This window comes from Cupriavidus sp. 8B (assembly GCF_054589115.1).
Map to the genome: position 1 here is coordinate 189,527 of NZ_BAAILO010000432.1, position 11,824 is coordinate 201,350.

10 protein-coding genes are annotated in these 11,824 nt (G+C 67.3%); 8 read left to right on the forward strand and 2 right to left on the reverse strand.

What is annotated here, in order from left to right:
* Positions 1–18 precede the first annotated feature (18 nt).
* Complete coding sequence (locus ACYP5B_RS41860) at positions 19–642, reverse strand: cysteine dioxygenase family protein (RefSeq protein ID WP_400094975.1); 624 nt, start codon at positions 640–642, stop codon at positions 19–21.
* 282 nt (positions 643–924) lie between these two features.
* Here ACYP5B_RS41860 and ACYP5B_RS41865 point away from each other — a divergent pair, with 282 nt between their 5' ends.
* The 3 genes from ACYP5B_RS41865 (at position 925) to ACYP5B_RS41875 (ending at position 5,587) form a co-directional block, all read left to right on the forward strand.
* Complete coding sequence (locus tag ACYP5B_RS41865) at positions 925–1,953, forward strand: tripartite tricarboxylate transporter substrate binding protein (RefSeq protein WP_459573547.1); 1,029 nt, start codon at positions 925–927, stop codon at positions 1,951–1,953.
* 28 nt (positions 1,954–1,981) lie between these two features.
* Entirely contained in the window at positions 1,982–3,214 is a 1,233-nt protein-coding gene (gene dapC, locus ACYP5B_RS41870; RefSeq protein WP_400094979.1) for a succinyldiaminopimelate transaminase, read from the forward strand.
* Between the two features lie 105 nt (positions 3,215–3,319).
* Positions 3,320–5,587: a rhodanese-like domain-containing protein gene (locus tag ACYP5B_RS41875; protein WP_400094981.1), complete on the forward strand. Its 2,268-nt coding sequence runs from the start codon at positions 3,320–3,322 to the stop codon at positions 5,585–5,587.
* A 496-nt stretch (positions 5,588–6,083) separates the two neighbouring features.
* Here ACYP5B_RS41875 and ACYP5B_RS41880 read toward each other — a convergent pair whose 3' ends face one another.
* Positions 6,084–7,094, reverse strand: coding sequence for a tripartite tricarboxylate transporter substrate binding protein (locus ACYP5B_RS41880; protein ID WP_400094983.1), 1,011 nt, complete (start codon positions 7,092–7,094; stop codon positions 6,084–6,086).
* 227 nt (positions 7,095–7,321) lie between these two features.
* Here ACYP5B_RS41880 and ACYP5B_RS41885 point away from each other — a divergent pair, with 227 nt between their 5' ends.
* Genes ACYP5B_RS41885 through metC form a run of 5 tightly spaced genes read left to right on the forward strand, consistent with a single transcriptional unit; the run spans position 7,322 to position 11,811 of the window.
* The gene (locus ACYP5B_RS41885; protein ID WP_400094985.1) at positions 7,322–8,170 is read left to right on the forward strand and encodes a transporter substrate-binding domain-containing protein; all 849 of its coding nucleotides are present in this window, start codon (positions 7,322–7,324) and stop codon (positions 8,168–8,170) included.
* On the forward strand, positions 8,170–8,916 hold the full coding sequence (locus tag ACYP5B_RS41890) for an amino acid ABC transporter permease (protein ID WP_400094987.1): 747 nt from the start codon (positions 8,170–8,172) through the stop codon (positions 8,914–8,916). The genes ACYP5B_RS41885 and ACYP5B_RS41890 overlap by 1 nt, the downstream gene beginning before the upstream one ends.
* Positions 8,903–9,715 (forward strand): amino acid ABC transporter permease, encoded by an 813-nt coding sequence (locus ACYP5B_RS41895; protein WP_400094989.1) that lies wholly within the window; start codon positions 8,903–8,905, stop codon positions 9,713–9,715. Before ACYP5B_RS41890 ends, ACYP5B_RS41895 begins: the two co-directional genes overlap by 14 nt.
* On the forward strand, positions 9,702–10,559 hold the full coding sequence (locus ACYP5B_RS41900) for an amino acid ABC transporter ATP-binding protein (protein ID WP_400094991.1): 858 nt from the start codon (positions 9,702–9,704) through the stop codon (positions 10,557–10,559). Before ACYP5B_RS41895 ends, ACYP5B_RS41900 begins: the two co-directional genes overlap by 14 nt.
* A gap of 34 nt (positions 10,560–10,593) precedes the next feature.
* Positions 10,594–11,811 (forward strand): cystathionine beta-lyase, encoded by a 1,218-nt coding sequence (gene metC, locus ACYP5B_RS41905; RefSeq protein WP_400094993.1) that lies wholly within the window; start codon positions 10,594–10,596, stop codon positions 11,809–11,811.
* The last annotated feature ends 13 nt before the right edge of the window (positions 11,812–11,824 follow it).

The window sequence follows — 11,824 nt, forward strand, 5'->3', positions numbered from 1 at the left end:
GTCGTCTTGGTCGCAATGTCAGGCTGCGGCTTTTTCGCTGCGGTTCAACTGGGTGGCGTTGTAGTTGACGATGCGCCCGGTTTCCAGCTCCACGCCGATGCGTCCAGTCAGCGTTTCGAGCGGCCGGCCATAGAGGTGGAAGTGCAGCGTGGGGGCGTCGCCCACCACGTGGATGCTGTGGATGTCCTGCGGCAGGAAGCTGATCGGCGTGCCCGGGCGAACCACCAGTTCGCGCTCCAGTTCGATGCTGGCGTGTTCGGGGTTGCTGCCGTCGTCGGTGCGGCGGTAGACGCGGTTGAGCTCATCGCCTTGCACCGCCACGATCACGGCCCACGTGTCATGGTTGTGCGGGATGGTCTTCTTCCCCGGCACGATCGAGTTGAGATAGAGCGCCGGCAACTGGCCTTCCTCGCTCAGGCGGTAGCGGGTGGAGGTGGTAGTGCCGTCGCTCGGCGGCGGGAAGTCGGCAAAGCCGAACAGGTCTTTCTGGTCGGCCAGTTTCTGCAGGGCGGTGGTTACCTGCCCGAGCGTGGCGCGATCCACTTCGTTGTGCGCCGTCAGTGCGCTGACCTCGGCGAGGGTGGCGGCAATGGCCGCATTACGCTGGTTTTGCTGGCTGGTTTGGCTGGTTTGGGTCGTCATGGGGGAAATCCTCTTATGAGTGCGATGCCGTGGCAGGTGGCGGCCGTGCTCCACTCTACGGAGTGCCGGGCCGTAGAAGAACTAACAATATCGCCGATGCATATTCGGTTTTGCTCCGGCACAAGGCGGCACAAGGCGGCACAAGGCGGCACAAGGCGGCATAAGGCCTGCGGCCGCGCATCACGCATTGCATTACCAACGGCGGAAAGATTCGTTGCCGTGGCCCGGGGCCGGCTCCTAGAGTGGGTCGCTAGTTCATACGGCACCCGCCAGGGAATCACCATGCTCCGCAAGCCCTTTTTTGCACTCTCAGCGCTCCTGCTCTCCACGCTGGCCGCCGGCCCTGCGGTTGCCGCCGCAGACCCGGCGACCGACGCATGGCCGTCAAAGCCCATCCGCTACGTGATCCCCTGGCCGGCCGGCGGCAGCGCGGACCTGTATGGCCGCGTGCTGGCGCGCGCGCTCAGCAAGGTCACCGGCCAGCCGGTGGTGATCGAGAACAAGCCGGGCGCGACGGGCTCGATCGGTGCGGAGGCGGTGGCGCGCGGTGCGGCCGATGGCTACACGCTGCTGCAGGCCAACAACGTGGTGATTGTCGGCAACACCGTGCAGAACAAGCACCTTGAGCTCAAGCCCTTGCGCGACCTGGCCCCGGTGGCAGTCACGCTGGAGTCGCAGGGCGTGATCTTCGTCAACGGCGAGCTTGGCATCCGCTCCTTCCAGGCCTTGCAGGCCAGGGCGCGTACATCGGGCGAGCCGATTGCCTTTGGCTCGTCGGGGCCGGGTTCCATCTCGCATTTGTCGGTGGAGCAGATCAGCAAGCATTTCGGGCTGAACCTGCTGCACGTGCCTTACAAGGGCACCGGCCCGCTGTATTCCGACCTGCTCGCCGGCCATGTGCAAGTGGGCATGGTCGACTATGCGCTGGCCGAGCCGCAGGTCAGGAACGGCCGCTTGCAGCCGCTGCTGGTGATCGGCTCGCACCGGCTGGCAGCGCTGCCCAATGTGCCGAGCACGGCGGAGTTGGGCGTGCGCGAGCCGGATTTCGGCGGCTGGAGCGGCATCTTCGTGTCGCCCCGCACGCCGCCGGCGCGCATCCAGGCCATCAGCCAGGCGCTGGCGCGCGCGCAGGCCGAGCCCGAGGTGAGGGCGTTCACGGCCAAGCCGGGCAACCGCGCGATCTTCCTTGGCAGCGCCGAGGCGCGCGGACGCATCGAGCGCGATGTGGCCGCCTGGGAGCGCTATGTCAACGGCAGCCAGGACAGCACGATCGCGCGCAACGACAAGCCAGAAGGCGCGGGCAATCGCTAAGGCGCCGCACCCCAATGAGAGAACCAGCATGAGCCAACCACTGCACGAACGCCTGCAACCCTATCCCACGGAGAAACTGCAGGCGCTGGCGGCGCAAACGCCGCTGCGTACCAGCCTGCCGCCGATCAGCTTCAGCTGGGGCGAGCCGCAACATGCCACACCGCGCCTGGTCGTGGAGGCGCTGGCCGAACACGCTGGCAGCATCGGCCGCTATCCCAAGGTCGCTGGCAGCGACGCGCTGCGCGAGTCCATCGCCGCCTGGATCGCGCGCCGCCACGGCGTGGACGGCCTCGACCCGGCGCGCGAGATCGTGCCCGTCAACGGCGCCAAGGATGCGTTGTTCAGCCTGGCGCAAGCGGTGCTGCGCGCCAACCGGCCGCAGGATGGCGCGCCGGTGGTGCTGGTCAGCAATCCCGGCTACCAGGTCTATGAAGGCGCGGCGCTACTGGCCGGGGCCGAGCCGTATTACCTCGACATCGACCCCGCGCAAGGGCTGGCCGCCGCGTTCGATGCGGTGCCCGCGCACATCTGGCCGCGCGTGCGGCTGGCCTACCTGTGCTCGCCGGACAACCCTTCCGGCCGCGTGTACGCGCTGCCCGACTGGGAGCACGTGCTGGCGCTGGCCGAGCGGCACGATTTTCATATCGTGTCCGACGAGTGCTACTCCGAGCTGTACTTCGATGAGGACGCGCCGCCGCTGGGCGTGCTGGCCGCGGCCCGCGCGCTCGGCCGGGACCGCCAGCGCATCCTGGCCGTGGCCAGCTTGTCCAAGCGCTCCAACGCGCCCGGCCTGCGCTCCGGCTTTGTGGCAGGCGACGCCGATGTGCTGGAGTGCCTGCGCCTGTACCGCAGCTATTCCGGCGGCGTGCTGAGCCCGGCAGTGCAGGGCGCCAGCATCGCGGCCTGGCAGGACGAGGCGCACGTGGTGGAAAACCGCCGCTTGTACCGTGAGAAATTTGCTTTTGCCATTCCACGGCTGCAGCAGGTAGCCCGCCTGCTGCAGCCGCAGGCGGGCTTCTTTGCCTGGCTCGACATCCGCGCCAGCGGGCTGGACGACGTGGCCTTCACGCGCGAGCTGCTGGCCGAGCAGAACCTTGCCGTGGTCCCGGGGACCTTCCTGGCGCGCACGGTGAATGACCACAACCCCGGCGCGGGCCATGTCCGCATTGCGCTGGTGGCCGGTGCCGAGGAATGCGCGCAGGGCGTGGAGCGGCTGGTGGCCTTTGCCCGCGAGCGGAAGCCCGTGGCGGCTGCGGCATGATGCCCGCGCCAGGCACGGCATAACGATCTGCGATCTGATTCGTTAGCGCCCGGCGCAACTTCTTTTAGGCTCCAACTTGCCCAGAATTTTCAAGAGCTTCTCGCCATGACCATTACCGACCTGTCCCAGACCTTGGCCGACGCCGACCCCGCCGCTGCCAGCCACGTGAGCGGCGCCCGCGCCGCAGCGGTGGCCGCCTTCATCGCCCGTGCTCGCGAGATCGCAGGCGGGCACGCCGCCGACAAGACGCCGCTGGCCGCGATCGCCGACGAACTGGTGGCACTGGCCGGCCAGGCGCATCTGTTCCCGCCGGCGCATTTCCCCGTGGATGCGGCCCGGCCCGCCGCGATCTACCGGCTGGCGGAAGACCCGGACGGCCGCTTCGCCTTGTTCGCCTCCGCCGGCCTGCCGGGCAAGGCGCAGCCCCCGCACGACCACACCACCTGGGCGGTGATTGCCGGCGTGCGCGGTGTTGAGCGCAACGTGATCTTTCACCGCAGCCAGGGCAGCAAGCCCGGGCTCGACACGCTGGAGCCGCTGCGCCAGCTCGACGTACAGGCGGGCAATGCCATTACGCTGTCGCCCACCGATGTGCACACCATCGAGCTGATCGGCGACACACCTGGCCTGCACCTGCACTTCTACGGCCTCACGCTGGCTCGCCTGACCGAGCGCGTAAAGTTCGACCCCGCGCCCGAGGGTGGCACGCAATACAGCTACCGGACCTTTGCCGCACCGGCGCTGATTCGCCATCCGCTGGTGAGCCCGGCCGCGCTCAAGCGCGCCATTGCCGAGGGGGAGGAACTGGCCGTGCTGGACGCGCGGGAGGAGGGCGCCTTCGCGCGCGAGCACCTGCTGTTCGCCGCGCCCGCGCCGCTGGGCCGGCTCGAGACCACGATCGACCGGCTGGTGCCGCGCCGCACCACGCGCATCGTGGTGACGGATCTGGTTGAGGATATCGCCCACGCTGCCGCCGCCAAGCTGCTGCGCGTTGGCTATACCAACGTATCCGTGCTGGAAGGCGGCACGCGTGCTTGGCAGGCCGCCGGCTATGAAATCTTCAGCGGCACCAACGTGCCCAGCAAAGCCTTCGGCGAAGTGATCGAGCACGAGCTGCAGACCCCGTGGATCACCGCCGAGGCGCTCAAGCTGCACCAGGAGCGCGGCGACAACGTGGTGGTGGTGGACAGCCGCCCCTTCACCGAGTTCCAGAACATGAGCATTCCCGGCGCGCTAGACTGCCCGGGCGCGGAGCTGGTCTACCGCATCGGCGAGATCGCACCCGATCCCGAGACGCTGGTGGTGGTCAATTGCGCCGGCCGTACGCGCAGCATCGTGGGCGCGCAGACGCTGATCAACGCCGGCATTCCCAATCGCGTGGTGTCGCTCAAGGACGGGACCATGGCATGGCTGCTGGCCGGCTACCAGCTCGACCACGGCCAGACCCATTTCGCGCCGCAGCCCGGCGAAACCTCCCAGGCCGCCGCGAGTGAACGCGCTGCCCGCGTGGCGCAGCGCGCCGGCGTGCAACATATCGATGCGGCGCAGCTAGCCGCCTTCGCGCAGCAGGCGAGCGAACGCACGCTGTACCGCTTCGATGTCCGCTCGCCCGAGGAATACGCCGCAGGCCACCTGCCGGGCTGGCGCAGCGCCCCCGGCGGCCAGCTGGTGCAAGCCACCGACGCCTACGCCGGCATCCGCCGTGCCCGCATCGTGCTGGCTGACTGGGACGGCGTGCGCGCACAGATCACGGCAGCCTGGCTGGCCCAGTTCAGCGGCCACGAGGTCTATCTGTTCCGTCCGGCACCGCTGGCACCGCGCGAATCCGGCCCGGAGCCCGTGCGCGTGCTGCGCGCCTCCGAAGTGGAAGCGCCGTGGATCGAAGCCGCATCGCTCAAAGCGCAGCAAACGCAGGGCGGGGTCACGGTGGTGGACGTGGATAGCAGCCTGGCATTCCGACGCGCACATGTGCCCGGTGCATGGTTCGCTACGCCGGAGAAGGTATCGCTGGCGCTGGAGCATGCGGGTGCCGACGACATCATCGTGGTGACGTCTTCCGATGGCGTGCTGGCGCAATCCGTCGCTGCAGAATTGCGTCGCACCAGCCAGCGCGACGTGCGCGCACTGCTAGGCGGCAACGCACGCTGGCAAGCACTCGGCTTGCCAGCGGAATCCGCCGAGGCCGGCGCTGCCGCGGCAGCGAGAGTGCTTACCGGTGACGAAGACGCGTGGTACAGCGCCTACGCTTACGAGGACGAAGGCCGCCGGAAGTCAGAGATGCACGCCTACCTGAACTGGGAAATCGGCCTGGTGGATCAGCTCAAGCGCGATGGGGACTTGCCGGTTCGGCTGGTGGATTACAGGCAGCAGTAGGCGCAAGGGCATCGCTTCGGCGAGCGCCCGCCCTCTCCCCCGGCCCCTCTCCCACAAGTGGGAGAGGGGAGCCAACCAGCGGGAAGCGAACGGATTCGCAAGCAACAGCGCAACCGCCAAATCCAGGTTCTGTGTAGCCGTGTGAAGCGCCCCCAGGCGGGGAACACCCAAGCGCGATGCGAAGCGAGCCGTCAAGGTGTGCCAAGGCCGTATGGGGCGCCTCGGGATTTCACGAAAAGAGCGGAAAAGAGGGACCCATGTCTGAGTATCCTCAAGGCGATGCGAGTTTGGGTCCCGGCCGCTCTTTTCGTGAAATCCCGAGGGGGTGTCGCCCCATCCGGCGCGCTTTTTTGCCTACTTTTTTGGCAAGCGGCAAGACAAAAAAGTAGGTCGCCGCCCCGCAGGGGTGGTGAAACTGCAGTTGCTTTTGACCTTGACGTTAAGCAGTTGCAGTTGCAGTTGCAGTTGCAGTTGAGCCAACCCAACCCAAAGCCCCTCACCGCAACGATATCCCCGAAGCCGCAATGACCAAAGCATACTTCGGCAAATCCCGCGACAACGTAGCATCCAGCTCCTGCGCCGAAGACCCCACCACCACATAGCCAGCATCCTCCAGCTGGCTACGCGTGGCCGGCACATTGAGCACAGCCGCTACATCGCGACTAATGCGATCCACCACGACCGTCGGCGTAGCCGCAGGCGCAATCAGCCCCTGCCAACTCTCTACGGCAAAACCGGTAGCGCCAGCCTCCGCCATGGTCGGCACCTGCGGCAGCGCCTTCGAGCGATAAGGCGTGGTAACCGCCAGCGCGGTCAGCCGGCCGGAGCGCACGTAATCGGTCACCGCCGCGAGCGTGATCAGCGTGGCGTCGATGTGCCCGCCAAGCAGGTCCACCGTGGCGGGCGCGCCCCCGGCGTAGGGAATGTAGTTGACCTTGATGCCGGTCTGGCGAGATAGCATTTCATGGGCCACGTGGGCAATGCCGCCATTGCCCGGCAGGCCAAGCGTGACCTCGCCAGGCTTCTTGCGTGCCAGCGCGATGTAGTCCTGCAGGTTGCGCACGCCAAGATCCGGCCTGGCGACCAGGATCTGCGGATTCACCACAGCCTTGCTGACACCGCGAAACGCGTGGCTCGTATCGTACGGCAGCGTCTTGAACAGCGAGGCGTTCAGCGTCACGCCTTCGCCGCCCAGCAGCAAGGTGTAGCCGTCCGGCCTGGCCCGCGCCACCTGCGCGGCGCCCATGGTGCCGCTGGCGCCCACTACGTTTTCCACCACCACGGGCTGGCCCCATTTCTCGCTGAGCTTGAGGGCCAGCGTGCGCGCGAGCTTGTCGGCGCTGCCACCGGGTGCCACCGGCACCACGATGCGCACGGGACGCGCGGGGAAGGTCTGGGTCTGCGTGGCCTCCGTGGCATGGCTGTAAAAGGGTACGCCCGCGATGGCAGCCGCGGCGGCGGCGACGGGCAGGCAGAGGAGGGTGCGGAGCAGGGTGCGACGTTGCATGACGGTGTTGCCGGAGGCGAATCGAGCGCAAAGCTTAGAAAGCGTGGCCCACGCCGCCAACGAATCTTTCCGCGCATGGATATGCGGCCACGCTGTGCTGCCGCGGGGCAACGGAGATCGCATAACGATCGGCTCTTTTATTCGTTCCCTGCCCGTCGGCGCTTGCGTACAGTTTGTCGACTGCATCACACAAACCGCGACTTAGCCAATAAGAACTCGAACACACCATGACCCGCACTCTTTCGCTGCGCTCCCCGCGTCCTCTCGTCTTCGCTGCCGCCATGCTGGCCGGTACCTTCTTTGCCGGCGCCGCGCAGGCCGACGCCACGCTCGACAAGATCCGCCAGCGTGGCAAGATCGTGGTCGGCATCATGCTGTCCGGCAGCGCCTTTGGCTCGATCGATCCCGCCACGCAGAAGCCCGTCGGCTTCAACGCGGACCTGGCGCAGGACCTGGCCAGGCAACTCAATGTGGAGCTGGAAACGGTGCAGGTGCAGCCGTCCAACCGCGTGCAGTTCCTGCAGCAGGGCAAGGTCGACGTGCTGATCGCGGCGATGGAATACAACGCCGAGCGCGGCGAGCAACTGGGCCACGTGCCCACGCCTTACTACCGCGTGGGCGGCGCCGTGATCGTGCCCAAGCAAAGCGATATCCGCCGCTGGGAAGACTTGAAGGGCAAGACGGTGTGCATCTCGCAGGGCAGCAGCTATACGCGGCCGGTGCAGGTGGAATACGGCGCCATCCCGAAGGGCTTCAAGGGCTCGGCGGAATCGCTGCTGGCGCTGCGCGGCGACAACTGCGCTGGCGCCGTGCACGACAACACGCTGCTGCAGCCGCTGGTGCGCGGCAACCCGGAATGGCAGAACTACCGCATCGTGCTGCCGGAACTGAACCCGGCGCCGACCGTGATCTGGACCCGCAAGGGCGAGCAGGACACCATCCAGGCGGTCGACCGCATCGTGCAGAACTGGCACCGCAGCGGCTGGCTGGTTGCCACCGAGAAGAAGGCTGGCATCCTGCCGCCGTCGCCGGCGCTCACCGAGCTGCACGACAAGTTCAAGGGCGGCCGTTCCTGATGGAAGCAGCGATTGCCTGGTGGATCGATGCGGCGCACCGCATCGGCTTGAACTATGCGTTCCTCGCCGATGCCTATGACCGCAGCGCATTCGTGCATGGTGCCTGGGTGACCATCCAGCTGGTGCTATGCACGCTCTCCGGCAGCCTGGTTGCGGGGGTGGGGATGGCGGCGTTGCTGACCTCGCGCAGCCCGGTGCTGGCCGGTGCCACGCGCGCCTTTGTGGAAGTCACGCGCAACACGCCCACGCTGGTGCAGCTGTATTGCGCCTTCCTGGTCTTGAACATGCTGATCACCCATGCCTTGCAGGACGCGCAGCGGACCAATCCGCTCACGCCGTTCCTCTGGGTGGTGGTGGTGCTGTCGCTGCACAAGGGCGTGTTTCATGCCGAAGCCTTGCGCGCCGGCATCGAGGCCGTGCCCAAGGTCACGCTGGAAGCGGCGGCGTCGCTCGGCTTCGATCGCCGCACATTGCTGTGGCGCGTGCAGTTGCCGCTGGCGGTGCGCTTCGCCCTGCCGGCCCTGGTCAACAACTCCGTGGAGCTGGTCAAGGCCACGGCGGTGGCGTCCGCGATTGCGGTGGGCGATATCACCTACGCCTCCATCATGATCTGGACCCAGCGCGACAACGTGCTGGAACTGATGGTGCTGTTGCTGCTGTTCTTCGGCCTGCTGACCTGGGTGGTCAGCCAGGCGGGCAGCTGGCTGGAACTTCGACTGAGGATGCCCGGCTATGGCGAGCGCTGATTCTACTGATCCCGCTTTCCCGGCGGCGCCGGCTTGGTCGCGTGCCGGCCGTTACTCGGGGCTGCTATGGCTCCTGCCGCTGGTGGCGGTGGCGTTCGCCGCTACCCGCCATCCGGACCTGGCGCGGGCACTGGCCAGCGCCTGGCAATGGTCGCCGGCGCTGGTGCGCGGCTTCCTGGTCAATATTGGCGTGAGCTTGCTGGCGATTGTGCTGGGCACGGTCGGCGGGCTGCTGGTCGGCGCGCTGCGGTTGTCGCCGGTGGCGTTGCTGTCGCGCCCGGCGCATCTGTATGTGCAGGTGTTCCGCAATGCGCCGTGGCTGGTGCTGATCTATTTCTCCACCTACGTCTTCCCGTTCGAGGTGAATATCGGCAGCCATATCGTGCCATTCCCCGACTGGTTCAAGGTGGTGGTTGGGCTGGCGCTGCCGGCTAGTGCCAATGTGGCCGAGGTGCTGCGCGGAGCCGTGCAGTCGATCCCGCTCACGCAGTGGGAGGCGGCCAGCTCGATGGCGTTCTCGCGCTGGCAGATCCTGCGGCTGATCATCGTTGCGCAGTGCGTGCGGCGCATGCTGCCGCCGTGGATGAACCTGTACGCGACGCTGACCATGGGCACCGCGCTGGCCTCGCTGGTGGGCGTGCACGACTTGCTCGATACCGCGCAGATCGCCAGCAATACCGTCAACCAGACCGCGTTTACGGTGCTGATCTATTTCACCGTGCTGGCGATGTTCTTTGCCTGGTGCTACCCGATTTCGCGCTTCACCCGTTTCCTGGAACAAAAATATGCTGTTGCCTGAACATAGCGGCGGACCCGTATTGTCCGCGGTCCCCACGGCGGCCGCGCCGCTGGTAGCGCTCAAGGATGTGCACCTTGCCTTCGGCGGCAACCCGGTGCTCAAGGGCATCGACCTGGAAGTGCGGCGCGGGCAGGCGGTGTCCATCATCGGCCCGTCCGGCTCGGGCAAGTCCACCATCCTGCGCTGCATCACCGGCCTGCTGGAGCCGCAGCAAGGCACGGTCACTGTTGGCGGCGTCTCGGTGCGCGAGCTGCGCAGCGAGGCCGAGCGCATTGCGCTGCGCAAGCGCGTGGGCTTTGTCTTCCAGCAGTACAACCTGTTTCCGCACCTGACGGTGCTGCAGAACCTCACCATCGCGCCGTTGCGCGTACTGGGCCGTGGCCGCGCCCAGGCGGAGGCCACCGCCATCGAGCTGTTGCGCAAGGTTCGTCTGGCCGACAAGGCGGGCGCGTATCCGGGCGAGCTCTCCGGGGGCCAGCAGCAGCGCGTGGCGATTGCCCGCGCGCTGGCGATGGAGCCCGAGCTGATCCTGTTCGACGAGGTGACCTCCGCGCTGGACCCGGAGACGGTGGGCGAGGTGCTGACCGTGATCGGCGACCTGGTCGAGGAGGGGCTGACCTGCCTACTGGTGACGCATGAGATGCGCTTTGCCGAGGAGATCAGCGACGAGGTTTATTTCACCGAGGGCGGGCGGATTGTCGAGCATGGCCCGGCCCGCCGCATCTTCAGCGCGCCGCAGAGCGAGCGCACGCGCGCCTTCCTCAACCGCTCGCTGGGCGCGGCACCGCGCGCGCAGGCCGATCCCTTCGTCTTCTCCTTCGACAAGCTGCGCTTCGCCGTTTGAGCGCGGCCCAAGCCAATCACCCTATCCAGGAACCATGAGCCATCATCGCGATACCCAACTGATCCACGCCGGCACGCCGCCCTTTGTCCAGGGCCACGGCCCGGTCAATGTGCCGGTGGTGCGCACCAGCACCGTGCGCTTCGAGAACTCGGACGCCTATGACGATGTCCGCGCGCGCCATGCGCGCGGCGAGCGTGTCAGCTCCTATGGCCGCCAGGGCATGGATACGCACCGCGCGCTGGAAGACGCGATTGCCGGGCTCGAAGGCGGCAACCGCACCTTCCTGGCGCCCTCGGGGCTGGCAGCGATCTCGCTGACCTTCCTGGGGCTGCTGTCGCCGGGAGACCATGCGCTGGTGGTGGACAGCGTCTACGCGCCGGTGCGCAGGCTGGAGCAAACGCTGTTGCGCCGCCTGGGCATCGAGGTCAGCTACTTTTCGCCCAGCCGGGACGATGTGCAAGCGCTGATCCGCCCGAACACGCGCTTGCTCTACCTGGAGTCGCCCAGCTCTCTGTTGTACGAGGTGCTGGACCTGCCGCGCCTTGCGCAGATCGCGCACCGCCATGGCGTGGTGGTGGCCACTGACAATACGTGGGCTTCCGGCCACGTGCTGCAGCCGCTGGCGCTCGGCGTGGACGTATCGATCCTGGCATCGACCAAGTACATCAGCGGCCATTCCGACCTGATGCAGGGCGCGGTGGTGGTCAAGGACGAGGCGCTGGCGCGCCGCATTGCCGACGCCTACGATGGCTTCGGCCTGGCTATCAGCGCGGACGATGCCTACCTGGCGCTGCGCGGCATCCGCACGCTGGCCGTGCGGCTGGCCCAGCACCAGCGCAATGCCTTGGCGGTGGCGCAGTTCCTGGAAGCGCATGAGGCGGTAGGGCGGGTGTTCTATCCGGCCTTGCCCTCGGATCCGGGCCACGCGCTGTGGCTGCGGGATTTCTCGGGCGCCAACGGGCTGGTCTCGTTCGCGCTGCCCGCCGCCGACGTGGCGGCGGCGCGCAAGCTGGTGGATGCGCTAAGCTTGTTCGGGCTGGGGGCTTCGTGGGGCGGCTATGAAAGCCTGGTGCAGGTGGCCGCGCCGGAGCGCCTGGCGGAACACTCGTACTGGCGTGGCGCCGAGCCGGTGATCCGCCTGCATGTCGGGCTGGAAGCGTCGGAGGATTTGATTGCCGACCTGGAGCAGGGGCTGCAGGGGGTGGCGAGCGCGGTGCCAGCATCAAGGCCGCAACGGCGCGCAGCAGCCTGAGGCCAAAAAAAGA

Bases quoted from the DNA above. Each gene is read 5' to 3' on its own strand.
- ACYP5B_RS41860 (WP_400094975.1), bottom strand. From the start codon at position 642: ATGACGACCCAAACCAGCCAAACCAGCCAGCAAAACCAGCGTAATGCG.
- dapC (WP_400094979.1), top strand. From the start codon at position 1,982: ATGAGCCAACCACTGCACGAACGCCTGCAACCCTATCCCACGGAGAAA.
- ACYP5B_RS41895 (WP_400094989.1), top strand. From the start codon at position 8,903: ATGGCGAGCGCTGATTCTACTGATCCCGCTTTCCCGGCGGCGCCGGCT.
- ACYP5B_RS41865 (WP_459573547.1), top strand. From the start codon at position 925: ATGCTCCGCAAGCCCTTTTTTGCACTCTCAGCGCTCCTGCTCTCCACG.
- ACYP5B_RS41885 (WP_400094985.1), top strand. From the start codon at position 7,322: ATGACCCGCACTCTTTCGCTGCGCTCCCCGCGTCCTCTCGTCTTCGCT.
- ACYP5B_RS41875 (WP_400094981.1), top strand. From the start codon at position 3,320: ATGACCATTACCGACCTGTCCCAGACCTTGGCCGACGCCGACCCCGCC.
- ACYP5B_RS41900 (WP_400094991.1), top strand. From the start codon at position 9,702: ATGCTGTTGCCTGAACATAGCGGCGGACCCGTATTGTCCGCGGTCCCC.
- ACYP5B_RS41880 (WP_400094983.1), bottom strand. From the start codon at position 7,094: ATGCAACGTCGCACCCTGCTCCGCACCCTCCTCTGCCTGCCCGTCGCC.
- metC (WP_400094993.1), top strand. From the start codon at position 10,594: ATGAGCCATCATCGCGATACCCAACTGATCCACGCCGGCACGCCGCCC.
- ACYP5B_RS41890 (WP_400094987.1), top strand. From the start codon at position 8,170: ATGGAAGCAGCGATTGCCTGGTGGATCGATGCGGCGCACCGCATCGGC.